Origin of the sequence: Enterobacter sp. ECC-219 (genome assembly GCF_043966805.1) — a bacterium.
Lineage (GTDB): Bacteria > Pseudomonadota > Gammaproteobacteria > Enterobacterales > Enterobacteriaceae > Enterobacter > Enterobacter cloacae_N.
In genome coordinates this window covers 2,361,556-2,385,004 of record NZ_CP143680.1, presented here as the reverse complement: position 1 = coordinate 2,385,004, position 23,449 = coordinate 2,361,556, and the positions used below count along the sequence as shown (strand labels likewise).

The 23,449-nt window shown below is 55.2% G+C and carries 21 protein-coding genes; 9 read left to right on the top strand and 12 right to left on the bottom strand.

Annotation, left to right across the window (positions count from 1 at the left end; genetic code table 11):
* Positions 1-15: 15 nt before the first annotated feature.
* Positions 16-429, bottom strand: coding sequence for a CoA-binding protein (locus V1603_RS11115; protein ID WP_028012609.1), 414 nt, complete (start codon positions 427-429; stop codon positions 16-18).
* Positions 430-602: 173 nt separating this feature from the next.
* Here V1603_RS11115 and V1603_RS11110 point away from each other — a divergent pair, with 173 nt between their 5' ends.
* Positions 603-1,265, top strand: a complete 663-nt coding sequence (locus V1603_RS11110) for a DUF2057 family protein (RefSeq protein WP_116340894.1) — start codon at positions 603-605, stop codon at positions 1,263-1,265.
* Positions 1,266-1,345: 80 nt separating this feature from the next.
* A complete protein-coding gene (gene mgsA, locus V1603_RS11105) occupies positions 1,346-1,804 on the top strand; it encodes a methylglyoxal synthase (protein ID WP_116340896.1) in 459 nt (152 codons plus the stop codon).
* A 57-nt stretch (positions 1,805-1,861) separates the two neighbouring features.
* Here the strand turns inward: mgsA and helD are convergent, their stop codons facing one another.
* Positions 1,862-3,916 carry a DNA helicase IV gene (gene helD, locus V1603_RS11100; RefSeq protein ID WP_395313924.1) on the bottom strand — a complete coding sequence of 685 codons (2,055 nt, stop codon included), beginning with the start codon at positions 3,914-3,916 and terminating at the stop codon, positions 1,862-1,864.
* Positions 3,917-4,039: 123 nt separating this feature from the next.
* Between helD and V1603_RS11095 the strand changes: the two genes are divergently transcribed.
* Entirely contained in the window at positions 4,040-4,486 is a 447-nt protein-coding gene (locus V1603_RS11095) for a YccF domain-containing protein (RefSeq protein ID WP_302220859.1), read from the top strand.
* A gap of 19 nt (positions 4,487-4,505) precedes the next feature.
* Complete coding sequence (gene yccS, locus V1603_RS11090) at positions 4,506-6,668, top strand: YccS family putative transporter (protein WP_395313923.1); 2,163 nt, start codon at positions 4,506-4,508, stop codon at positions 6,666-6,668.
* Here yccS and V1603_RS11085 read toward each other — a convergent pair.
* Positions 6,625-7,251: a TfoX/Sxy family DNA transformation protein gene (locus tag V1603_RS11085; RefSeq protein ID WP_163328629.1), complete on the bottom strand. Its 627-nt coding sequence runs from the start codon at positions 7,249-7,251 to the stop codon at positions 6,625-6,627. The genes yccS and V1603_RS11085 overlap by 44 nt on opposite strands.
* A 217-nt stretch (positions 7,252-7,468) precedes the next feature.
* On the opposite strand from V1603_RS11085, the gene sulA reads away from it, so the two are divergent.
* A complete protein-coding gene (sulA, locus tag V1603_RS11080) occupies positions 7,469-7,978 on the top strand; it encodes an SOS-induced cell division inhibitor SulA (protein ID WP_116340904.1) in 510 nt (169 codons plus the stop codon).
* A 354-nt stretch (positions 7,979-8,332) separates the two neighbouring features.
* The gene (ompA, locus tag V1603_RS11075; protein WP_108780329.1) at positions 8,333-9,388 is read left to right on the top strand and encodes a porin OmpA; all 1,056 of its coding nucleotides are present in this window, start codon (positions 8,333-8,335) and stop codon (positions 9,386-9,388) included.
* A gap of 63 nt (positions 9,389-9,451) precedes the next feature.
* On the opposite strand, the gene matP is transcribed toward ompA, so the two are convergent.
* On the bottom strand, positions 9,452-9,904 hold the full coding sequence (matP, locus tag V1603_RS11070; protein WP_023332611.1) for a macrodomain Ter protein MatP: 453 nt from the start codon (positions 9,902-9,904) through the stop codon (positions 9,452-9,454).
* A gap of 186 nt (positions 9,905-10,090) precedes the next feature.
* On the opposite strand from matP, the gene V1603_RS11065 reads away from it, so the two are divergent.
* Positions 10,091-11,851 (top strand): AAA family ATPase, encoded by a 1,761-nt coding sequence (locus V1603_RS11065; protein ID WP_395313922.1) that lies wholly within the window; start codon positions 10,091-10,093, stop codon positions 11,849-11,851.
* A gap of 68 nt (positions 11,852-11,919) precedes the next feature.
* Positions 11,920-12,438 (top strand): bifunctional 3-hydroxydecanoyl-ACP dehydratase/trans-2-decenoyl-ACP isomerase, encoded by a 519-nt coding sequence (fabA, locus tag V1603_RS11060; protein WP_000227926.1) that lies wholly within the window; start codon positions 11,920-11,922, stop codon positions 12,436-12,438.
* A 73-nt stretch (positions 12,439-12,511) separates the two neighbouring features.
* Here the strand turns inward: fabA and rmf are convergent, their stop codons facing one another.
* From rmf to rlmKL, 6 genes are all read right to left on the bottom strand, one after another.
* Positions 12,512-12,679: a ribosome modulation factor gene (gene rmf, locus V1603_RS11055; protein WP_013097261.1), complete on the bottom strand. Its 168-nt coding sequence runs from the start codon at positions 12,677-12,679 to the stop codon at positions 12,512-12,514.
* 256 nt (positions 12,680-12,935) lie between these two features.
* Entirely contained in the window at positions 12,936-13,502 is a 567-nt protein-coding gene (gene pqiC, locus V1603_RS11050; protein ID WP_116340906.1) for a membrane integrity-associated transporter subunit PqiC, read from the bottom strand.
* Complete coding sequence (gene pqiB, locus V1603_RS11045) at positions 13,499-15,139, bottom strand: intermembrane transport protein PqiB (protein WP_116340907.1); 1,641 nt, start codon at positions 15,137-15,139, stop codon at positions 13,499-13,501. Before pqiB ends, pqiC begins: the two co-directional genes overlap by 4 nt.
* A gap of 4 nt (positions 15,140-15,143) precedes the next feature.
* Positions 15,144-16,397 carry a membrane integrity-associated transporter subunit PqiA gene (gene pqiA / locus V1603_RS11040; protein ID WP_395313921.1) on the bottom strand — a complete coding sequence of 418 codons (1,254 nt, stop codon included), beginning with the start codon at positions 16,395-16,397 and terminating at the stop codon, positions 15,144-15,146.
* A 13-nt stretch (positions 16,398-16,410) separates the two neighbouring features.
* Positions 16,411-18,318: an ABC transporter ATP-binding protein gene (locus tag V1603_RS11035; RefSeq protein ID WP_116340910.1), complete on the bottom strand. Its 1,908-nt coding sequence runs from the start codon at positions 18,316-18,318 to the stop codon at positions 16,411-16,413.
* A gap of 12 nt (positions 18,319-18,330) precedes the next feature.
* Positions 18,331-20,439 carry a bifunctional 23S rRNA (guanine(2069)-N(7))-methyltransferase RlmK/23S rRNA (guanine(2445)-N(2))-methyltransferase RlmL gene (rlmKL, locus tag V1603_RS11030; protein WP_028012595.1) on the bottom strand — a complete coding sequence of 703 codons (2,109 nt, stop codon included), beginning with the start codon at positions 20,437-20,439 and terminating at the stop codon, positions 18,331-18,333.
* 98 nt (positions 20,440-20,537) lie between these two features.
* Between rlmKL and V1603_RS11025 the strand changes: the two genes are divergently transcribed.
* Positions 20,538-21,647: a YcbX family protein gene (locus V1603_RS11025; protein ID WP_395313920.1), complete on the top strand. Its 1,110-nt coding sequence runs from the start codon at positions 20,538-20,540 to the stop codon at positions 21,645-21,647.
* Here the strand turns inward: V1603_RS11025 and zapC are convergent.
* Both zapC and pyrD read right to left on the bottom strand, forming a co-directional pair.
* On the bottom strand, positions 21,644-22,186 hold the full coding sequence (gene zapC, locus V1603_RS11020; RefSeq protein WP_163328621.1) for a cell division protein ZapC: 543 nt from the start codon (positions 22,184-22,186) through the stop codon (positions 21,644-21,646). The genes V1603_RS11025 and zapC overlap by 4 nt on opposite strands.
* A gap of 165 nt (positions 22,187-22,351) precedes the next feature.
* Positions 22,352-23,362 carry a quinone-dependent dihydroorotate dehydrogenase gene (pyrD, locus tag V1603_RS11015; RefSeq protein ID WP_032638810.1) on the bottom strand — a complete coding sequence of 337 codons (1,011 nt, stop codon included), beginning with the start codon at positions 23,360-23,362 and terminating at the stop codon, positions 22,352-22,354.
* Positions 23,363-23,449: the final 87 nt, after the last annotated feature.

Genomic DNA, 23,449 nt, shown 5'->3' with positions numbered 1-23,449 from the left:
ACGGGCTTTTTTTTATTACTTCGCCAGACCCAGTCTGGGAATATCGATCGCCGGACAGCGATCCATGACAACCTTCAACCCCGCATCACGCGCCAGCACGGCGGCCTGCTCGTTAATTACACCTAACTGCATCCACAGCGTTTTCGCCCCTACGGCGATAGCGTCCTGCGCCACTTCCCATGCAGCCTCGGAATTACGGAAGACATCGACCATATCGATTTTTTCCGGCACGTCAGCGAGCGTGGCGTAACCCTGCTGACCCAGCAATGTTTTCCCCGCCACTTTTGGCGACACCGGGATAACGTGATAGCCCTGATCGAGAAGGTATTTCATCACCCGATAGCTTGGACGGTCGGGTTTATCGCTCGCGCCCACCAGCGCAATGGTACGCGTGGATGTCAGAATCTCGGCAATATCGTTCTCTTTCATGGTTTTTCTCCTGGCTTTTTTAAAAGTGTACGCCAAAGCGCACATCTCAACCATCCATCCCATACAGATGTATGAGGGCAAAACGGTGAAATATGTCTATATGTTAGTAAACGTGATTATCGAAAGATTTAGATACATTAATGCGGCGAAAGGATTTCTGACGGGAGCCTTCTATGAAAACCGGTATTGCCACTGCTCTGATTGCGTTAGTGATGCCGGTCTGCGTATTTGCCACCACGCTCCGGCTTTCTGGCGATATTGATCTCCTGGTACTGGACGGAAAAAAGGTCTCCAGCTCGTTATTGCGCGGTGCTGACAGCATTGAGTTAGATAACGGGCCGCATCAGCTGGTGTTCCGGGTCGAAAAATCGATCGGCCTGAACAACCATGAGCAACGGATGTACATCTCTCCGCCGCTGATTGTCAGCTTTAACACCCGGCAAATCAGTCAGGTGAACATTACCCTGCCTCGCCTTGAAACGGAGAAGGAATCAGCGGCCTTTGACGCCTCGCCGCGCGTTGAGCTGCTGGACGGGAATGCGATGCCGATTCCGGTGAAGCTGGATATTCTGGCGTTGACCCACTCCCCGAAAAGCCCGGACTACGAGGCCGCGACGCAGGTCTATAACAAAGCCGGTAAACGCGCCTCCCTTCCGCAGTTTGCTACCATGATGGCGGACGACAGTACGCTGTTATCCGGCGTCTCGGAACTGGACGTTATTCCGCCGCAGTCCCAGACGCTGACGGAACAGCGTCTTAAATTCTGGTTCCAGCAGGCCGATCCCGACACGCGGGCCCGCTTTTTACAGTGGGCAAAACAGCAACCTTCATCATAAGCCACATTTTTTACGCCTTTCTCTTGCAGGGTCAGGCGGTTCCCGTCATCGTGTAGTCAGTTAACCTGATGGAAATGATTATGGAACTGACAACACGCACGCTGCCTGAACGTAAACACATTGCGCTGGTGGCGCACGATCACTGTAAACAAATGCTGCTTAACTGGGTTCGCCGCCATCAGCCGTTGCTGCAAAAGCACGCCCTCTCGGCGACCGGTACCACCGGTAACCTGATCCAGCGCGAAACGGGCCTGGAGGTGAATGCGATGCTGAGCGGCCCGATGGGCGGCGATCAGCAGGTCGGCGCGCAAATTTCCGAAGGGAAAATTGATGTGCTGATCTTCTTCTGGGATCCCCTGAACGCGGTTCCGCACGATCCGGATGTCAAAGCGCTGCTGCGCCTGGCGACGGTGTGGAATATTCCGGTGGCGACGAACCTGTCGACGGCGGATTTCATCATTGAATCACCGCAGTTTAACTCGCCGGTGGAGATCCTTATTCCGGACTATCAGCGCTATCTGTCCGAAAGACTGAAGTAGCTTTTTTGCCGGGCGGCGCTACGCCTTACCCGGCATGGAAAATCTTGCCTGACGCCGTTACGGCTTTCTCGCCACCGGCACATCAATACTCTTCAGGATATCGACAAACACGGATGGCTCTTCTTTATTGAACAGCAGCCACACGCGATGCCGCGCGCGGGTGATGGCCACGTACAGCAAACGCCGCTCTTCGGCGTCCGGAAAGTCTTCCGGCACCGGCAGCAGGGCCTCTTCCATGACCGACTCGCGGGCCGGGGCCGGGAAACCGTCGCTGCCCTCTTTCAGCCCCACCACAATCACATAATCGGCCTGCTGCCCTTTGCTGGCGTGGATGGTCATAAATTCAAGCTGCAGTTTCGGCCAACGGGTGGCGGCTTTTTCCAGCGCCGCGGGTTTAAGGTGATGGTAGCGCGCCAGCACAAGGATTCGCTCATCGGGCTTCGCATAGCCGCTGAGCTTGTCCAGCAGAGGCTCCAGCTGATCATCCGCCAGCAGGGTTACCGCTTTTTTATCCCCCGGGCGCAGGCTATTGAGCGGCTTTGCCAGCTGATGCGGGTTCTGCTGGATAAAGCGGTTGGCGATCTCACCAATTCGTGAATTGAAGCGGTATGTCGTGTCCAGATCGCTGCGGTCACCCTCGCCAAAATAGTGGTGGAACGCGGTCGTCAGTGAAAGCTGCGCCCCGCTGAAGCGGTAGATGGCCTGCCAGTCATCCCCCACGGCAAACAGCGAGGTATGTTTATTTTGCGCCCGCAGCGCCGAGAGCAGTGCAGCACGCTGGGGTGAGATGTCCTGAAACTCATCCACCAGAATATGTTTCCATGGGCTGACGAAGCGCCCCTTCTCAAGAATGATGATAGCCTGATGGATCAAACCGGAGAAATCGACGGCATTTTCCTCTTTCAGCGCGGTTTTCCAGGCTTTCAGCAGCGGAGCCATCAGCTTGACCCGCTTCGAAAACAGATCGCGGATCGCCTCCGGCGCGCTTTCAATCATCTCTGCCTGTGAGCCGCCGTGCATTCGCATCAGGCTGACCCAGCGGTCAAGTCGCGAGCCGACCCGACGCGCCAGTTTTTCATCCTGCCAGAAACTGCCCTCCGGCACCTCCCAGTTGAGTTCCTCCTCCAGCCACTGGCGCCACCCTTTCGCCTGCGCCTTTTTCTCACTGCACTGCTGACGCCACGTTTTAATAAACAACGCCTGCCGCGCCTGCGCGTCGTTTTCCAGTTTACTGATGGCAGGCACTTTTTTGCTGCCCTGCTGAATGATATGCAGCGCGAGGGCATGGAAGGTTCTGGCCGTGATATCCCGGGTGTGCAGGCGTTCCTGGATACGTTCGTCCATCTCCTGTGCCGCCTTACGGCCAAAGGCCAGAAGCAGGATCTGATCGGCAACGGCCTCCCCGGTGGTGAGAAGCCAGCCCGCACGCGCCACCAGCACCGACGTTTTACCGCTTCCGGCCCCCGCCAGCACCAGCAGCGACTGCTCGCCGTTGACCACCGCGCGCGCCTGAGCAGGGTTGAGCGGTGAAGATTCCACCGTACTGAAAAAGTCGGCGTATTGGGTGAGCATGGAGTCCGTCCAGGCCTGATTATGCGCCAGCCGGCTTTTATCCATATCGTTCAGCCAGGCCTGACACTGACGCCAGGCGTCGCGACAGTTGTCGAACTCATCAAGACGCGTCACGGAGAGCGGCAGCGCCGAGAGCGCCTGCCGGATCTTTTGCTGTAGCCCGGCGGTCTGCTGACGTGTCAGCCACGTTTGTTGCGCGTTGCTATGGGCAATATCGTCCAGCACCTGCTGCAGTACCTGAGCGGCAATGACGCTCATGTCGTGACTCCACTGCTGCCAGAGCGCGTTCAGGTGATGATGAAAACGCTGGGTTTCCGCCCACTCGGTGCCGTGAAGACGCACGACTTTATCGTCAGGCAGAACAAACTCCAGCTCGCCCCATACCAGCCCGCGCTTGCAGTGGATAGCCAGAAGCTGATTAAACGGAATAAGGTATTCGTGGCGTTCTCCGGTGACTTTCACCCCGGCATTGAGCAGAACAACTCTGTCATAGGGGTGTTGCGCCAGGCGTTTGCCTAATGAAGTTGCTTTCAGTTCCATGTCCCGCCAAATCCACGAAGAGATAATTTACCTGACAGTTTAACTGCCAGTTTTAAGGTGCTCCAGCCTAAAAAAACGTTACAATCATTGGGCGTTAATTTTATCGAAAGGAAGTGAGGGTTTATGCGTACCGTTCTGAATGTGTTGAATTTTGTGCTGGGCGGTTTTGCCACCACCCTTTCCTGGCTTTTTGCCACGCTGGTGAGCATCGTCCTGATTTTCACGCTTCCCCTGACTCGTTCCTGCTGGGAAATCACGAAACTCTCGTTCATCCCCTACGGTAACGAAGCCATCCACGTAGACGAACTGAACCCGGAGAGCAAGAGCGCCCTGATGAATACGGGGGGAACTTTGCTGAACATTCTGTGGCTGATTTTCTTCGGCTGGTGGCTGTGCATCATGCATATTTTTGCCGGTATTGCGCAGTGCATCTCAATAATTGGTATTCCGGTCGGGCTCGCAAACTTTAAGATCGCCGCCATCGCCCTTTGGCCCGTCGGTCGCAGGGTGGTTCCGGTCGAAGTGGCTCAGGCGGCGCGTGAAGCGAACGCACGTCGTCGTTTTCAGTAAATAAGGACTGGCCGCGTTTATGCTAAGCCCACTGCTTCGCCGTTATACCTGGAACAGCGCCTGGCTCTACAACGTCAGGATTTTTATCGCGCTTTGCGGCACGGCTGCCCTGCCGTGGTGGCTGAATGATGTGAAACTCACCATCCCGCTCACGCTGGGGGTGGTGGCCGGGGCGCTGGCAGATCTGGACGATCGCCTGGCCGGCCGTTTGCGTAACCTGGTGATTACGCTCGTCTGTTTTTTTATCGCCTCCGCGTCCGTTGAGTTGCTCTTTCCCTGGCCCTGGCTGTTTGCCCTGGGCCTTACGCTTTCAACCAGCGGGTTTATTCTGCTGGGCGGTCTGGGGCAGCGCTATGCCACTATCGCCTTCGGTGCCTTGCTCATCGCCATCTATACCATGCTGGGCGTTTCCCTGTACGACCAGTGGTACCAGCAGCCTGTGCTGCTGCTGTTGGGCGCCATCTGGTATAACCTGCTGACGTTAACCGGGCATCTGATCTTCCCGGTTCGCCCTCTGCAGGATAATCTCGCCCGCAGCTTTGAGCAGTTAGCCCACTATCTGGAACTGAAATCCCGACTGTTCGACCCGGATATCGAGGAAGAAAGCCAGGCGCCGCTTTACGATCTGGCGCTGGCCAACGGCCAACTGGTCGCCACCCTAAACCAGACGAAAGCCTCGCTGCTTACCCGTCTGCGCGGGGATCGCGGCCAGCGCGGAACGCGAAGGACCTTACACTACTATTTTGCTGCTCAGGATATCCATGAACGCGCCAGCTCTTCGCACGTTCAGTACGCCGCTCTGCGCGAGAAGTTCCGCTACAGCGACGTGATGTTCCGCTTCCAGCGCCTGCTGTCCATGCAGTCTCAGGCATGCCAGCAGCTCGCACGATCCATTCTGCTGCGCACGCCCTATCAGCATGACTCACGCTTCGAACGGGTATTTAGCCATCTTGATGCGGCGCTCGACCGCGTGCAGGCCAGTGGAACGTCACAGGAACAGATCAAAGCGCTGGGTTTTCTGCTGAACAACCTGCGGGCGATTGATGCACAGCTGGCGACGATTGAGTCCGAGCAGGCGATGGCAATGCCGGGCAGTGAGGTAGACAACCAGCTCGCTGATGACAGTGTGCACGGCGTTAGCGATATGTGGCTGCGGCTGAGCCGCAATTTTACGCCGGAGTCGGCGCTGTTTCGCCACGCGGTGCGAATGTCCGTGGTCTTATGCGTTGGGTATGCTTTTATCCAGATAACCGGTTTGCACCACGGCTACTGGATCCTGCTGACCAGCCTGTTCGTCTGCCAGCCGAACTATAACGCCACCCGACACCGCCTGGCGCTGCGCATTATCGGCACGCTGGTCGGCGTCGCAATCGGCCTTCCGGTGCTCTATTTCGTGCCGTCTATTGAAGGACAGCTGATCCTGATCGTGATCACCGGCGTGTTGTTCTTCGCGTTTCGCAACGTACAGTACGCTCATGCCACCATGTTCATCACGCTGCTGGTTCTGCTCTGCTTTAACCTGCTGGGTGAAGGTTTCGAGGTCGCCCTGCCCCGTGTGATCGATACCCTGATTGGCTGCGCCATCGCCTGGGCCGCGGTCAGCTTTATCTGGCCGGACTGGCGTTTCCGTAACTTACCGCGCGTGTTAGACAAGGCCATGAACGCCAACTGTCGATATCTGGATGCCATCCTTGAGCAATACCATCAGGGTCGCGATAACCGTCTGGCTTACCGTATAGCCCGCCGCGATGCGCACAACAGCGATGCCGAGCTGGCCTCGGTCGTCTCCAACATGTCAACGGAGCCGCGCGCCACGGCGGAGATTCGTGAGACGGCTTTCCGGCTGCTCTGCCTGAACCATACCTTCACGAGCTATATTTCGACGCTGGGTGCCCACCGCGAGAAACTGACCAACCCGGGTATCCTCAGCCTGCTGGATGACGCGGTCTGTTATGTCGATGACGCTTTGCATCACCGGCCAGCCGATGAACCGCGCGTGAGACAAGCGCTGGATGAACTGACGCAACGTATAGCGCATCTGGAGCCCGGAAACGACAGCAAAGCGCCTCTGGTGTTACAGCAGATTGGCCTGCTCATCGCCCTGCTGCCTGAAATTTGCCGGCTGCAACAGCAAATCGCTACCTTGTGGAGTGATTTTCCTGTGGCTCAGGCAGCGCATTAAACCACTCCGTCAACTCCCGGCGAATGCCGGCCGGGAGTGCCGCCTCATGTAGCCCTTCAATAGCCCCTTCCAGCGCGAAAAGCACTTTGATACCAAGCGCTTTATTTTTCGCCCGCATTTTCAGCCAACTTTCCCTGGCACCAAGCGCCCGCAGCGTTTCTTCGTTGGTAATGCCCGCTTCAAGGAGCAACACTTCCAGCTGAAAGGTCAGGTTTGGCAGATCTTTAAGTCGATTGCGCTGATGGCGCTGATAACGCTCTTTTCTCGCCGCATTGAGCGCGAACGAAGAGAGCTGAAGCAGACGCTCCCTGTCCTGCCATAACCCGTCATCCACCCGGTAATAGTTGAGAAGCACCGGGCGACCCCGCTTCATCAGGGTCAAAAAAGACGCAGCATTTTTTACACAGTATTTGGCGCTTTCTTCACATGCGCGGAGGTAAAGCTCGCCATCTGACACCATGGCAAAAACCGCGTCATCCACCGCCAGGGTATAGCCGCCGAACAGCGCACGATGATGAATTTCACCCAGCGGTGAGAGGTATTCCTGGGATTTATAAATCCGTTCATAAGATATCTTTTTCATGATATTTCCCTTCAAAATCATAAAGTAACAACGAAGTTTCTTACTAGCGGATCCGTTAGCAGGAAAATAGGCAACTTAGCGTCGTTGAGCAAGATGATTTTTCGAAGGGCATCAATATTGAATGAATTTTGCGAGTCGCTTTCCGAAAATGAGGTTGATCTTTATGCATACAGGGGTTACTGTATATTCATACAGTAACTACAGGGCTGGAATGAAAATGTACACTTCAGGCTATGCAAATCGCTCAACTTCTCTCACCTCTACCGCGGGCAATGTCGCGCAAAACGCCGTTGGTGGTGCTTCGACGGGGCTTATTAGTGAAGTGGTTTATCGTGAAGACCAGCCCCTGTTGACCCAACTCCTGCTGCTGCCGCTATTACAGCAGCTTGGTCAGCAATCTCGCTGGCAACTCTGGCTGACGCCACAGCAGAAACTGAGCCGTGAATGGGTGCAGTCCGCAGGCCTGCCCCTGGCAAAGGTGATGCAGATCAACCAACTTTCACCGTGTGATACCGTCGAGTCGATGATTCGAGCGTTGCGTACCGGAAATTACAGCGTGGTGATCGGGTGGTTACCGGAAGAATTGACGGAAGAGGAACATTTTCGTCTGACCGAAGCGGCTGAAGAAGGGAATGCGATCGGGTTTATCATGCGCCCGGTTCGTCCAGATTCTTATCGCAGAGGACAACTTTCTGGGCTAAAAATTCACTCAAATTTGTATCATTGAGTGAAATTAAGATTTTTCCTGGAATTTTTTTTGACCGCAAGATGCGGTTTTAGTTCCCGGCCTCAAAATTACGGCAAGGCTTGTCTGGTGCGGTTCTCCTTAATTTTATTGCACAAAATTCGTTCTAAAAATGTTAAATAATAGGTATACGGAACTTTTTTTTTCATATGCCTGACAGACTTCACACTTGTAAGTTTTCAGCTACGTTGTAGACTTTACATCGCCAGGGGTGCTCGGCCTAAGCCGAAGATATCGGTAGATTTATATTTGACCACGCCCCCCGGTGAAGGATTTAACCGTGATTCTCTCTTGAGACCTTCATGGCGAATTTTGGATGATAACGAGGCGCAAAAAATGAAAAAGACAGCTATCGCGATTGCAGTGGCACTGGCTGGCTTCGCTACCGTAGCGCAGGCCGCTCCGAAAGATAATACCTGGTATGCAGGTGGTAAACTGGGCTGGTCTCAGTTCCATGACACTGGCTGGTACAACAGCAGCCTGAACAACGATGGCCCTACTCACGAGAGCCAGCTTGGTGCAGGTGCGTTCGGTGGCTATCAGGTTAACCCGTATGTTGGCTTTGAAATGGGTTACGACTGGTTAGGTCGTATGCCATACAAAGGCGACACCATCAATGGCGCTTTCAAAGCTCAGGGCGTTCAGCTGACCGCTAAACTGGGTTACCCAGTAACTGACGATCTGGACGTGTACACCCGTCTGGGCGGCATGGTATGGCGTGCAGACTCCAGCAACAACATCGCTGGCGACGACCATGACACTGGCGTTTCCCCAGTATTCGCTGGTGGCGTTGAGTGGGCTATGACCCGTGACATCGCTACCCGTCTGGAATACCAGTGGGTTAACAACATCGGTGACGGTGCTACCGTTGGCGTTCGTCCAGACAACGGCATGCTGAGCGTAGGTGTTTCCTACCGTTTCGGCCAGCAGGAAGATGCAGCACCAGTTGTTGCTCCAGCGCCGGCTCCAGCTCCAGAAGTACAGACCAAGCACTTCACTCTGAAGTCTGACGTTCTGTTCAACTTCAACAAAGCGACCCTGAAACCAGAAGGTCAGCAGGCACTGGATCAGCTGTACACCCAGCTGAGCAACCTGGATCCTAAAGACGGTTCTGTAGTGGTTCTGGGCTTCACCGACCGCATCGGTTCTGACGCTTACAACCAGAAACTGTCTGAGAAACGTGCTCAGTCTGTTGTTGATTACCTGATCTCTAAAGGTATCCCAGCTAACAAGATCTCCCCACGTGGTATGGGCGAATCTAACCCAGTTACTGGCAACACCTGTGACAACGTTAAAGCTCGCGCTGCACTGATCGACTGCCTGGCACCAGATCGTCGCGTAGAGATCGAAGTTAAAGGCGTTAAAGACGTTGTAACTCAGCCAGCGGCATAAGTTATCGTCTTATAAAAAAACCCCGCCATGCGGGGTTTTTTATTGTCTGAAGAAAACAAAAATCTACTTTTTGCCCAACAACGCCTGAAGGTCGTTTTTCAGCGACGACATCTGGTTAGCGTACTTCTCTTTATGTTCGGCATCCTCAATCAACTGCACGATGGTTTCCGACAGGGTCTTACCACGCCGTTGCGCCAGCCCAGCCAGACGCTGCCAGACCACGAATTCAAGATCGATGGACTTTTTCCGGGTATGCTGATGCTCAGCATTAAAATGCCGTTTACGTCGCGCGCGGATAGTTTGCTTCATCCGGTTTAGCAACGCAGGATTAATGTGCTTCTCAATCCAGCCATTAACCTGTACCGGTTCATTTTCGAGGGTCAGCAAAATATCCACGGCTTCTTGCGCAGCGCTGGCTTCGATGTAGCAGGTGATCAGCTCCCCTTCACGGTGCTTTTTGACCAGGTACTTCCATTTCCAGCCGCTTTCGAGATTTTCCAGTTGTTGATATTTCATTGCGATCTCAGTGTTACCACGTAACTCTGTTCAGAATATCAGTTTTTTAGCAATCTGCTGAAAAGAAATCATATCCTGTGAGTGAATGCGGCCAATCCGCCTGCTGAAATACCCGATCCTGCTTGGGTAGAGCCCCCCGCTTACGGTATACTCCACGCTTTTACATCTGACTAAAAAACATCAACTTTGACCATTACGAAACTAGCATGGCGTGACCTTGTTCCGGATGCCGAGAGCTATCAGGAACTGTTTGCACAGCCCGATCTCGCAAAAGAACACGAATTCATCCTTAGCGATACGCAACCACGCTTACATTATGCGCTGGAGCAGGCGTTAAGTCCGTGGGCGACATCGCCCTTCATGCTGCTGAAAGCCCCGGAAGAAGCGGAATATCTGACGCTGCTTGGGGATGCCATGCGCCAGCTGCAGCCGGACACCAACGCGGTCTTTGGCGGCCAGTATCGTATCGCGGGGAATAATATTACCTTCGAACCGGCGGGCCAGGCCGACGGTCGTTTTGCTGCTAAAGGCGAGGTGATAACCGCTAATTGGGTCGAGGCTGAACAGCTCTTTGGCTGTCTGCGCCAGTTTAACGGCGAGCTTTCCCTGCAGCCGGGGCTGGTGCATCGCGCAAACGGCGGCGTGCTCATCATCTCACTGCGCACCCTGCTCTCGCAGCCGCTGCTGTGGATGCGCCTGAAAACCATTGTGACCCAACAGCGCTTTGACTGGGTCGGTTACGATGAGTCTCGTCCGCTTCCTGTCTCCGTGCCGTCAATGCCGCTGTCGCTGACCGTCGTGCTGACGGGCGACCGCGAATCGCTGGCGGACTTCCAGGAAATGGAGCCGGAACTGGCCGAGCAGGCAGTTTACAGCGAATATGAAGACAACATCCAGATTGCCGATGCTGACGACATGGCGCAGTGGTGTCAGTGGGTGATGGCCGTGGCGGAACGTTTCGCATTGCCAACGCCTGCCGCCGACGCGTGGCCGGGTTTGATCCGTGAAGCCGTTCGCTATACCGGTGACCAGGAGACCCTGCCGCTCTGCCCGCTCTGGATCGGCAAGCAGTTGCGTGAGGTGGGTACCATCGGCGGTAACGGCGCGTTTACTGGCGAACAGCTCACCCAGATGCTGGCGCAGCGGGAGTGGCGCGAAGGCTACCTTGCTGATCGCATGCAGGATGAAATTCTGCTGGAACAAATTCTGGTCGAGACCGAAGGCGAACGCGTCGGTCAGATTAACGCCCTGTCGGTGATTGAATTTCCCGGCCATCCGCGCGCGTTCGGTGAACCGTCCCGTATCAGCTGCGTTGTGCATATTGGCGATGGCGAGTTTACTGATATTGAACGCAAAGCCGAGCTGGGCGGAAACATTCACGCCAAAGGCATGATGATCATGCAGGCGTTTTTGATGTCCGAGCTGCAGCTCGAGCAGCAAATCCCCTTCTCCGCCTCGCTGACGTTCGAACAGTCCTACAGCGAAGTGGATGGCGATAGCGCCTCTATGGCAGAGCTGTGCGCCTTAATCAGCGCCCTGGCGGACGTGCCGATCAACCAGAATATTGCCATCACCGGTTCGGTCGATCAGTTTGGTCGTGCTCAGCCCGTTGGCGGTCTGAACGAAAAAATTGAAGGCTTCTTCTCTATTTGTCAGCAGCGTGGTTTAAACGGCAAACAGGGGGTGATTATTCCCGCGCCCAACGTACGCCATCTCAGCCTGAGCCAGGATATTCTGGACGCGGTTGAACAGGAACAATTCGCCATCTGGGCAATCGAAGGGATTGAGGATGCACTACCCTTACTGACAAACCTGGTATGGGATGGCGAGGGGCAGACGACCCTGATGCAGACTATCCAGGAGCGCATTGCTCAGGCGACACAGCAGGATGCTCGTCATCGTTATCCATGGCCGTTACGCTGGCTGGGTTGGTTCAGTTCGAACTGATCGGACTTGTTCAGCGTACACGTGTTAGCTATCCTGCGTCCTTCACTAAAATAAGGCTTACTGAGAACATGGTAGATAAACGCGAATCCTATACAAAAGAAGACCTTCTTGCCTCTGGTCGCGGAGAACTGTTTGGCGCGAAAGGCCCACAGTTACCGGCCCCGAACATGCTGATGATGGACCGTGTCGTGAAAATGACCGAAACCGGCGGCAACTTCGATAAGGGTTACGTAGAAGCAGAACTCGATATCAACCCGGACCTGTGGTTCTTCGGTTGCCACTTTATTGGCGATCCGGTAATGCCTGGCTGCCTGGGCCTGGATGCCATGTGGCAGCTGGTTGGCTTCTATCTGGGCTGGCTGGGTGGTGAAGGTAAAGGCCGCGCGCTGGGCGTGGGCGAAGTGAAATTCACCGGTCAGGTTCTGCCTACGGCGAAGAAAGTGACTTATCGTATTCACTTCAAGCGCATCGTTAACCGTCGCCTGATTATGGGCCTGGCAGATGGCGAAGTGCTGGTAGACGGTCGTCTGATCTATACCGCTAACGACCTGAAAGTGGGTCTGTTCCAGGATACCTCTGCTTTCTGATAACGGCTTTTAGCCCCATCCAGAAAGGCGAAACCTCCGCAGTGCGGAGGTTTCTTTTTTTAAAGAGACGTTATCAGGCTATAAGTGCCCTATCGCCGATGGCTTCTCGCCAGCCTCCCAGCCATTGTGACCTTTGGTTTATCGTCTGATAAGGACACATTTCTTTCGAACGTCCAGCGATGCCGGCCTGATAACCACGTTGATGAGCCCGTTCCAGGCGATCTCGTTTCTGTCTCTTCATGCCTCGTTTCCCTCATTCTTTTGTCTGGTGGAAAGAAAACAGTGTCTGCGCCAGATGCGCAGGCACAGATAACGAATACCCCGAATTAGTCCCAGCGTCAATGTTCAAAATTCATACGGGTGTCATATTTGTGAGCTAGCCAGAAGATCATTTGTACAAAAATTGTGACGCGGCACAAGTAACAACCTGACGCCAAAACGAAAAAAAAACCGCAATCAGCACCAGGCCGATTGCGGTTTTTGACGATGAATTTTACTTATGGCAGCCGGGAAATTTCCCTGGCGATACTGGCTGATTCCTGCGCCCAGCCCTGGGCCAGCACTTTCACCATTTCATCATAGCCATCCTTCTGCTGCTTCAGCTCCAGATGGAAAGGACGCTTAATCAGCTGTCCCTGATGATTCAACAGCCACTCGCCGCTGATGACAACGGCACCGTCATAACGACCATGGAAGCCCGTTACCGTGACGTTCAGCGTGTCCTGATCGCTTCCCAGAGGCTGGGAGGCAACAACCCAGCCCGGAAGCTGACTGCCAAGATTCGCCACCAGCGTATTGCGTAGCTGCTGATCCAGCGGACTGGCCCACAGGTTGTTGTTGGCGATAACGTACTGCACATCGCTGGTCTGATAGACCACTCCGTTGCCGGCCAGGTAATCTGGCACGGCGACCTGCTCAACCCACAGCAGACGGTTGCCCTGCGAGGCGCTACTTTGCGTAACCGCCTGCGTCCCCATCGGTAGCTGGTAGTAGCTTTTCGTTTCGCTCCCGGAGCTACAGGCCGTGAGTACCATAGCTCCTGCAATCGCTAGCCATTTTTTCATTGTTTCGCCCTCTTCGGCTCAGGATCCTTTTTATCTTTCGCTTCGAACACCAGCGCATTGCTCTTCTCGTTGAGCGTTTTCAGAACCGGCTGCAGTTCGCGCAAGACCTGATCGAGACGCTGCATATCTGCGACCATCTTGTTGTATGCCGCCGAGCCGGGCTGGAAGCCCTGCATACTGCGGTTCAGCTCACGCAGCGTTTTCTGCATATCCTGCGGCAGCTGCTGCATGCTCTGGCTGGCGGTGATCTTATTGATGTTATCCAGCGTGGCCTGCAGGCGTTGCATTGTCGCCTGGCTTTGATGCAATGAACCTGTCGCTGCTTCAATCATTGGGTTCAATGGCAGATTGTTGATCTTATCCAGCGTCTCCATCAGACGCTGCTGGATCTGCGCCAGACCGCTGCTCACCGTTGGGATGATCTTATAGCCACCGAATTCGCGAATACCGGTAATCGGCGGTGCTTTCGGGTAGAAGTCCATATCCACATACAGCGCACCGGTCACCAGGTTACCCGTCTTCAACGATCCACGCAGACCGCGTTCCATCAGCTGGCTGATGTGGGTGGCAATATCCTGATTCTCGCCAATCTGGTTGATCAGGCGTTCGGGTTCAATACGAATCAGCACCGGTATGCGGTAATCATCATCCAGTACCTGCTGCAGGCCAGGCACAAAGAACGGAACTTGTCCAACCGTACCAAGGCGAATACCGCGGAACTCAACAGGCGCTCCCGGCTGCAGACCGCGGACGGAATCTTTGAAGAACATCAGGAAGTCAACGTGATCGGTGTAGAGCGCATCCTGAATGCTTTTTTGATCGTCGAACAGGCGGAAAGCAGTGTTCTCCGCAACCGGCTGCCCCAGGTCGAGCCCTTCCGGTACGTCAAAGCTCACGCCGCCGCCAAACAGCGTTGTCAGCGATCCCATTTCAACGCGCATGCCCGCCGAGGTCAGATCCACCGCGATGCCGCTGTCTTTCCAGAAACGGACGTTGCTGGTGACCAGACGATCGTTAGGCGCATTGATGAACAGCTGATAGCTGATAGCTCTTTTCTGAGGATCGAACGTGCTTTTCTCCACCGACCCCACGCGATAGCCGCGGAACAGTACCGGGTCACCCGCCGTGAGTTGGCCCGCTTTTTTACTGTCGAGGATCACGCGGATACCTTTTGCATCAGGCGGTGCCAGCGGCGGTGAATCCAGAAGCTGGTACTGCGCCGGCTGGTTGCCTTTTGCACCTGGCTGCAGCTCGATGTAGGCACCCGAAAGCAGCGTCCCTAAGCCGCTGATCCCTTCACGCCCCACCTGCGGTTTAACTACCCAGAAAACAGAATCGCCGTGCAGCAGTTTTTCCATGCCGGCATTAAGGCGCGCCTTAATCTCCACATGGGTTAAATCGTCGGTCAGGGTTGCGCTTTCCACCACGCCCACATCCACGCTACGGCTTTTGATGGTCGTTTTACCGCCCTCAATCCCCTCGGCATTGGTGGTAATCAGCGTCACTTCCGGCCCCTGATGGCTGTAATGATAAAACAGGATCCAGGCACCGATCAGCGCAGTCACAATGGGAAAAATCCACACCGGCGACCAGTTTTTGACCTTCTGCACTTTCGCCTCTCCACTCTTATTTTCCATGCTCTTACTCTTCCTCATGGCTTGATTCAGGCTCACGATCCCACGATAAACGAGGGTCGAAGGTCATGGCCGCAAACATGGTCATAATCACGACCAGTGCAAACATTAAAGCCCCCATCGCGGGATAAATACTCATCAAACCGCCCATCCGCACCAGCGCAGAGAGAACGGCAATTACAAACACGTCGATCATTGACCAACGACCGACAAATTCGACCACTTCGTAAATCAGGTGCATGCGTTCGCTGTCGCGCTTTCCGTGGCCTTTTGCATCCCAGCAGAGCCAGGCAATCGCGATCATTTTCAAGGTGGGCACCATGATACTGGCGATGAAAATCACGCCGGCGACAGGATAGGATCCTTCGCCCCACAGCAGTATGACTCCGGCGAGGATCGTCGAGGGCATTTTGTCGCCGAGCAAATCGGTGATCATAATCGGCAGAATATTGGCGGGCAGATACAGCATGACGGAGGTCACCAGCAGCGCCATCGTCCACTGCAGGCTGTTTTTACGCCGAACATGGCCCTTCGTTTCGCAGCGCGGACAAACCTCGAGATCGGCAGGCAGCACGGCGGTACAGCACGGACAAGAACGGAGCCCCTGACGAATACCCGGCACGCCCACCTTCACCGTCTGCGCGAGCGTCGGTGCCGGGGCGATATCATCCCAGGCCCAGCGCCTGTCCACGCACTGGAAAGCGCGCAGCTGCAGAATGCAATACAGACACCAGGGAATAAAGCTGCTGCCAATCCCCACATCGCCGTACGCCATCAGCTTCACGAAACTGACCAGTATCCCCGCCAGAAAAATCTCAGCCATCCCCCAGCTTTTGAGCTGAAAAAGGATACGCGCGAGCCAGATTTTCAGTGATGCCGGCATTCTGACGCGGTTGACCAGCAACAGGATGACGACCAGGCAAAACGCCGGGACTATCTGGACAAACAGCAGAAAAAAGGTGCCGAGGCTGGCGTAATCTTCCGAGAACATCACGCCCGGGATTTCAAGCAGATTCACCTGACTTGTCATCCCACCGACCTTCATATAGATGAAGGGGAAGAGATTGGAGAGCAGCAGCATGAACAGTGCTGCCAGCGCGTAGGCAGTGGGACGCTGCCGCGGCGCGTCCCACTCGGTTGTCAACGTCGCGCCACAGCGTGGACACAGGGCTTTATGTCCGTGACCAAGCTCTGGCAACGCCACGAGCATATCGCATTGCGAGCATAATATATGCCTGTCGGCATGGTGCTGGTCACACATATTTAATCCCTGTTTATGCGCCGTTTTTCAGAGACTCAAGGTACTCCCAGCGCTCAAATGCTTCTTCCAGGGCTTTTTCAGCCGCGGACATTTCAGCCAGTACTTTCTGAGTATAGTCATGCGATTGGGTGAAGAATGACGCATCAGCCACCTGCGCTTGCAGCTCCTCAAGCGCGGCCTCCAGCTCTTCGAGACGCTGAGGTAGCCCCTCCAGTTCGCGCTGCAGGTTATAGCTTAGTTTAGCCGAGGTTTTCTTGACAGTTTCTGCTTTTGTTACAGCAGGTTCAGAACTTGTTCTGGACTTCGACTGTTTCTGCGCCAGAGACTGCGACTGCTGGCCTTTTGCATCGTGATAACCGCCGACGTATTGGCCAATTCGCCCTTCACCTTCGAAGATCCAGCACTCGGTCACGGTGTTATCCACGAACTGACGATCGTGGCTAACCAGCATCACGGTTCCCTGATAACCGTCGATCAGCTCTTCCAGTAATTCCAGCGTTTCGACATCCAGATCGTTCGTCGGTTCATCGAGGATCAGCAGGTTGCTTGGCTTCAGGAACAGACGAGCCAGCAGAAGACGGTTACGCTCCCCGCCGGAGAGCGCGCGCACCGGCGTCATCGCACGTTTCGGGTGGAACAGGAAGTCCTGCAGGTAGCCCAGCACGTGGCGCGGCTTACCGTTTACCATCACTTCCTGCTTACCTTCAGCGAGGTTATCCATTACCGTGCGATCCGGATCCAGCTCCGCGCGGTGCTGGTCGAAGTAGGCCACTTCCAGCTTCGTGCCACAGTGAATGCGGCCGCTGTCAGCCTGCAGTTGGCCCAGCATTAGCTTAAGCAGCGTGGTTTTACCGCAGCCGTTCGGACCAATCAGTGCAATTTTATCGCCGCGCTGAACCTGCGCGGAGAAATCTTTCACCAGCACCTTGCCGTCTACCTGGTAGTTGACGTTTTCCATTTCGAAGACGATCTTGCCAGAGCGGGACGCCTCTTCCACCTGCATTTTGGCGCTGCCCATCACTTCACGGCGTTCGCTGCGCTCACGGCGCATGGCCTTCAGCGCGCGCACGCGGCCCTCGTTACGGGTGCGACGGGCCTTGATGCCCTGGCGGATCCACACCTCTTCCTGCGCCAGCTTGCGGTCGAACTCGGCGTTCTGCAATTCTTCCACGCGCAGGTTTTCTTCTTTCTCCAGCAGATAGGTGTCGTAATCGCCTGGATAGGTGACCAGCTTGCCGCGGTCGAGGTCGACAATGCGCGTCGCCATATTGCGAATAAACGAACGGTCGTGCGAGATAAAGATGATGGTGCCACTGAAGGTTTTCAGGAACCCTTCCAGCCAGTCAATCGCTTCGATATCCAGGTGGTTGGTCGGTTCGTCCAGCAGCAGCACCTTCGGCCCGCTGACCAGCGCGCGGCCCAGAGCCGCTTTACGCAGCCAGCCGCCGGAGAGCGCCGAAAGTTCCATATCCGCTTCGAGACCGAGCTGCGCCAGCACTTCATTAATGCGGTTTTCCAGCTGCCACAGGCCGTGGTGATCGAGCATCTCCTGCACTTTCGCCAGTTCGTTGAGGTTCTTGTCGCTCGGGTCGGTCATCACCAGATGCGAAATCTCGTGATAGCGCTTCAGGTATTCGGCCTGCTCAGAGATGCCTTCCGCCACGAAATCGTACACGCTGCCGGTCACATGGCGCGGCGGGTCCTGCTGGAGGCGGGAGACAATCAGATCCTGCTCGTACACGATGCGGCCGTCATCCAGCCCCTGCTCGCGGTTGAGAATTTTCATCAGCGTGGATTTACCCGCGCCGTTACGGCCCACCAGACAGACGCGCTCGTTATCTTCGATATGCAGCTCTGCATTATCGAGAAGCGGCGAGTCGCTGAAAGAGAGCCACGCGCCGTGCATACTAATTAATGACATTTATTTTTCCTTTCAGACCGCGGTAATCAACCAGCAGTTATGAATTTGACGGTTGCGGGCGAAGTCCTGAGACAGCGTTTTTTGGCTGATTTCTTGTGCTTTCAGGCCCAGGGCTGCTAAGCCGTCATGATCCATACGGAAGCCGCGTTTGTTGTTCGAGAACATAATGGTGCCGCCTTTGCGCAGCAGGCGCTTCAGGTCGGTCATCAGGCGCAGGTGATCGCGTTGAACGTCAAAGCTATCCTCCATGCGCTTGGAGTTGGAGAAGGTCGGCGGATCGATAAAGATCAGGTCGAACTGCTCGTCGGTATCGCGCAGCCAGCCCAGCACGTCGGCCTGCATCAGGCGATGCTGGCGTCCGGTCAGGCCATTGAGACGCAGGTTGCGCTCGGCCCACTCCAGATAGGTGCGGGACATATCCACCGTAGTGGTGCTGCGCGCGCCGCCGAGACCGGCGTGCACGCTGGCGCTCCCGGTATAGGAGAACAGGTTGAGGAAATCTTTCCCTTTGCTCATCTGGCCGAGCATGCGGCGGGCGATACGGTGGTCGAGGAACAGGCCAGTATCAAGATAGTCGGTCAGGTTCACCCACAGGCGGGCGTTGTATTCGCCCACTTCGATAAAGTCGCCCTTTTCGCCCATTTTCTGGTACTGGTTTTTACCCTTCTGACGCTCGCGGGTTTTCAGCACCAGCTTGTTCGGTGCAATCCCCAGCACGGCGATAGTTGCCGCAATAACGTCCAGCATACGCTGACGCGCTTTTTGCGCATCAATGGTTTTCGGCGGAGCATATTCCTGAATCACCACCCAGTCCGCGTAGCGGTCAACCGCCACGTTGTACTCCGGCAGGTCGGCATCGTACAGGCGGTAACACTCGATCCCTTCCTGCTTAGCCCACTTCTCAAACTTCTTCAGATTCTTGCGCAGACGGTTGGCGTAATCTTCCGCCACGCCGGTAGGCTTGCTGTCCGCCGCTTTCTCCGCCAGATGGTAGTTTTTCTGCACGCAGTCCAGCGGGCCGTTTTTCGCTTTAAACTGGCGATCGGCACGCAGCTGCAGGCAGCTCAGCAGCTCCGGCGAGGCGCTGAACAGAGACAGGTTCCAGCCGCCGAAGTAGTCCTTCATATTACGTCCCAGCAGGCTGTGCAGGGCAATCAGCGCCGGCTCGCTGTCCAGACGCTCGCCGTATGGCGGGTTGCTGATCACGGTACCGTACGGGCCTTTCGGCAGCGGGTTGGTCAGGTTCGCCACGTCTTTCACCTCGAAGGTCACCAGTTCGCCGATACCGGCGCGACGGGCGTTGCTGCGCGCGCGTTCAATCACGCGCGGATCGCTGTCCGAACCGTAGAAATGCGAGGTGTACTCCGCCAGGCCTTTACGCGCGCGAGTCTGCGCGTCGTCTTTAACCTCTTTCCAGAGCGCTTCGTCGTGCTGTGCCCAGCCTTTGAAGCCCCAGTGGCCGCGGTGCAGCCCCGGCGCACGGTCGGTGGCCAGCATGGCCGCTTCAATCAGCAGCGTACCGGAACCGCACATCGGATCGAGCAGCGGCGTGCCCGGCTGCCAGCCGGAGCGCATCACGATGGCGGCGGCCAGGGTTTCTTTGATCGGCGCCATACCGGTGCGATCGCGGTAACCGCGCAGGTGCAGGCCTGCGCCGCTTAGATCGAGAGAAATACTCGCCGTGTCGCCGTTCAGCCAGACGTTGATGCGCAGGTCCGGGTTTTCGCGATCGACGTTCGGACGTTCCTTATTTTTACGCGTGAAGCAGTCCACAATGGCGTCTTTGACGCGCAGGGCGCCGTACTGGCTGTTGCGGATCTCATCGTTCACGCCGTTGAAATGCACCGCGAAGGTGGCGTTCGGCGTGAAGATCTCTGTCCAGTCGATCATCTGTACGCCGGTGTAGAGATCCAGGTCGCTATAGACCTTGCACTCCTTCATCGGCAGCATGATGCGCGACGCCAGACGGCTCCACATCAGGCTCTGGTAAATAAGCCGCGTGTCGCCCTCAAAATGGACACCACCCTGAACCACCTGGCACTCTTGCGCGCCCAGGGCTTCCAGTTCAGTTTTTAACAGCTCTTCCAGCCCACGGGCCGTACTGGCAAACAGAGAATTCATATCGTCACTTTTACTCTTAGAAAATTGTCGCGCATTATAGCTAATATGGCGTGTATGTCATAAAGTTGAAGGCTTATTTTCATTTGCGGGAGTGTGCAGTGGCGACGTTATCCAGGCTTTTTATTCATCCGGTGAAATCCATGCGCGGCATCGGCGTCTCTCACGCGCTGGCCGACATGAGCGGATTCGCCTTCGATCGTATTTTTATGGTCACCGAGCCTGACGGCACGTTCATTACCGCACGCCAGTTCCCGCAGATGGTTCGCTTTACCCCTTCCCCGCTTCATGACGGTTTGCATCTGACCGCACCGGACGGTTCCAGCACGGTGATTCGCTTTGCTGATTTTGCGGCTGTCGACGCGCCAACGGAAGTATGGGGCAACCATTTTACCGCGCGCATTGCCCCGGATGAGATTAACCGCTGGCTGAGCGGTTTCTTCTCCCGCGACGTGCAGCTGCGCTGGGTTGGTCCGGAACTGACGCGTCGCGTGAAGCGCCACGAGGCCGTACCGCTCTCCTTCGCCGATGGCTTCCCGTTCCTGCTGACCAACGAGGCGTCGCTGCGTGACTTACAAAACCGCTGCAAAGCCAGCGTGCAGATGGAGCAGTTCCGCCCGAACCTGGTGGTAACAGGGGCCGACGCATGGGAAGAAGACACCTGGAAAACGATCCGCATAGGCAGCGTTATTTTCGACGTGGTGAAGCCCTGCAGTCGCTGCATCTTCACGACGGTAAGTCCTGAAAAAGGCCAGAAGCACCCTTCCGGCGAGCCGCTGAAAACCCTGCAATCGTTCCGTACCGCGCAGGATAACGGCGATGTCGATTTCGGCCAGAACCTGATCCCCCGCTCCAGCGGCGTGATTCGCGTAGGCGATGAGGTTGAAATTCTCGCCCGCGGGCCGGCCAGAGTGTATGGCGCAGGCCAGCAAGAAGAAATGGTCGAGGCCGAGACAAACGTCGCCTCTGCGGTGGATATTCACTGGCAGGGCAAGATTATTCGTGGCAACAATCAGCAGGTGCTGCTGGAGCAACTGGAGCAAGCCGGTATTCGCGTACCGTATTCCTGCCGCGCGGGAATCTGCGGATGCTGCCGCATCAAGCTGCTGGAGGGTGAAGTGAGTGCGCTGAAGAAATCTGCAATTGGAAATGACGGCACAATTCTGTGCTGTAGCTGCGTACCGAAAACGTCGGTACAGCTGGAAGCTTAAACCGCCTGTTCGAGGCTGAAGGAATCTACGCGCAGCTGTGGCTTCAGCCTGTCATTCATGACTTTGATCGCATCACCTAACTGCATAACCCGCCCGGCAATCGTCACGCCGGGCTGCGCCAGCAGACAGAGTGCGGCATTTTCGCCTGGCTCAACGACTAATAAACTCACCTCTTCGGCGGTATCGCTCAGGTTAACGCTGGCCGCATCGCCCGTTGCTGGCGTCCAGTCCATGCCGTGAGGCAGGAAATGCCAGCTTTTCGGCATTTGCGGTTTCAGGAAACGGATAGCCACCAGCGCATTTAATACCAGTTCGGCACGCTGCTCTTTAGAGAGCATCAAATCGCGGCATTTTTCTTCAAAGGAGAAATAAAGCGCTGCATCATCAACGCAAAAGCCCGACGGGGAAAACGCGTCCGGGGTTAACATTCGGCGGGCAAAACGAGAACGAAACAGCATGCCATTGGCTAAATCGAGCATCATACGATCATGCTCGTCGCAAAAATACCAGCGCCAGTTATCGTCAGGTTTAATTCGCATGTGTCTCTCCCGTCCCCAAACGTCCTATACTAAAAATGTCCTGTTCGCCGCTTCGTTTATAACATTAGTAATAAAAGACTATAATGTCTAAATAAGCAACAGTGACGGAATATAAAACAACCAGGGCTGGAAATAAAGCCCTGGTTGTCTGATTAAGAGAAAAGATTAGATATGAGTAACGATTTCTTTAATCAGCGGCGGTCCTTTAAAAATAAAGCCGGAATAGATTTGCACCAGTGATGCACCGGCCGCCATCTTCTCGCGCGCAGCAATCACCGAGTCGATACCGCCGACGCCAATAATCGGTAAACGGCCTTTTAATTCCGCAGACAAAGCGCGAATAATTTCGGTGCTTTTTAATTGTACCGGACGTCCACTTAACCCACCCGCTTCGTCACAGTTTTTCATTCCCTGAACGAGCGAACGATCGAGCGTGGTATTCGTTGCAATCACACCGTCAATATTATGGCGAACCAAACTGTCGGCAACCTGGATCAATTCTTCGGCAGAAAGATCCGGGGCGATCTTAACCGCGACCGGAACATATTTATGGTGGATCGTCTGGAGTTCATTTTGCTTATTTTTAATGGCACTCAGAAGATCGTCCAGCGCTTCGCCATATTGTAAGGAACGCAGCCCCGGGGTATTGGGTGAAGAAATATTCACCGCAATATAACCGGCATAGGCGTAGACTTTTTCCATACAAATCAGATAGTCATCTTTACCCTGCTCTACCGGCGTGTCTTTATTTTTGCCGATATTGATGCCTAATATCCCGTCAAAATGGGCTTTTTTTACGTTCTCAACAAGGTGATCAACACCGAGGTTATTAAAGCCCATGCGGTTGATCAGCCCTTCGGCTTCAACCAGGCGGAACAGGCGCGGCTTGTCATTTCCCGGCTGTGGGCGCGGCGTGACGGTACCGATTTCGATAGAGCCAAAGCCCATCGCGCCCAGGGCATCAATGCACTCGCCATTTTTGTCCAGACCCGCCGCCAGACCCAGCGGGTTTTTAAAGGTCAGACCCATGCACTGCACAGGTTTTTCCGGCACATTCTGACGCACCAGAGCAGCCAAAGGCGTTCCGGTAATACGACGTAATTGCTGGAATGTAAATTCATGAGCGCGCTCGGGGTCGAGCTGGAAAAGGGCTTTACGAACGAAGGGGTAGTACATGAACTCTCCTGGATTCCCGGTGTGCAAACCGGGAGGGGATTATGGGCGATCCCGCTCAGAAAGGGAATTGACCTGCGGCAAAAAATC

Bases quoted from the DNA above. Each gene is read 5' to 3' on its own strand.
- V1603_RS11115 (WP_028012609.1), bottom strand. From the start codon at position 429: ATGAAAGAGAACGATATTGCCGAGATTCTGACATCCACGCGTACCATT.
- V1603_RS11110 (WP_116340894.1), top strand. From the start codon at position 603: ATGAAAACCGGTATTGCCACTGCTCTGATTGCGTTAGTGATGCCGGTC.
- mgsA (WP_116340896.1), top strand. From the start codon at position 1,346: ATGGAACTGACAACACGCACGCTGCCTGAACGTAAACACATTGCGCTG.
- helD (WP_395313924.1), bottom strand. From the start codon at position 3,916: ATGGAACTGAAAGCAACTTCATTAGGCAAACGCCTGGCGCAACACCCC.
- V1603_RS11095 (WP_302220859.1), top strand. From the start codon at position 4,040: ATGCGTACCGTTCTGAATGTGTTGAATTTTGTGCTGGGCGGTTTTGCC.
- yccS (WP_395313923.1), top strand. From the start codon at position 4,506: ATGCTAAGCCCACTGCTTCGCCGTTATACCTGGAACAGCGCCTGGCTC.
- V1603_RS11085 (WP_163328629.1), bottom strand. From the start codon at position 7,251: ATGAAAAAGATATCTTATGAACGGATTTATAAATCCCAGGAATACCTC.
- sulA (WP_116340904.1), top strand. From the start codon at position 7,469: ATGTACACTTCAGGCTATGCAAATCGCTCAACTTCTCTCACCTCTACC.
- ompA (WP_108780329.1), top strand. From the start codon at position 8,333: ATGAAAAAGACAGCTATCGCGATTGCAGTGGCACTGGCTGGCTTCGCT.
- matP (WP_023332611.1), bottom strand. From the start codon at position 9,904: ATGAAATATCAACAACTGGAAAATCTCGAAAGCGGCTGGAAATGGAAG.
- fabA (WP_000227926.1), top strand. From the start codon at position 11,920: ATGGTAGATAAACGCGAATCCTATACAAAAGAAGACCTTCTTGCCTCT.
- rmf (WP_013097261.1), bottom strand. From the start codon at position 12,679: ATGAAGAGACAGAAACGAGATCGCCTGGAACGGGCTCATCAACGTGGT.
- pqiC (WP_116340906.1), bottom strand. From the start codon at position 13,502: ATGAAAAAATGGCTAGCGATTGCAGGAGCTATGGTACTCACGGCCTGT.
- pqiB (WP_116340907.1), bottom strand. From the start codon at position 15,139: ATGGAAAATAAGAGTGGAGAGGCGAAAGTGCAGAAGGTCAAAAACTGG.
- pqiA (WP_395313921.1), bottom strand. From the start codon at position 16,397: ATGTGTGACCAGCACCATGCCGACAGGCATATATTATGCTCGCAATGC.
- V1603_RS11035 (WP_116340910.1), bottom strand. From the start codon at position 18,318: ATGTCATTAATTAGTATGCACGGCGCGTGGCTCTCTTTCAGCGACTCG.
- rlmKL (WP_028012595.1), bottom strand. From the start codon at position 20,439: ATGAATTCTCTGTTTGCCAGTACGGCCCGTGGGCTGGAAGAGCTGTTA.
- zapC (WP_163328621.1), bottom strand. From the start codon at position 22,186: ATGCGAATTAAACCTGACGATAACTGGCGCTGGTATTTTTGCGACGAG.
- pyrD (WP_032638810.1), bottom strand. From the start codon at position 23,362: ATGTACTACCCCTTCGTTCGTAAAGCCCTTTTCCAGCTCGACCCCGAG.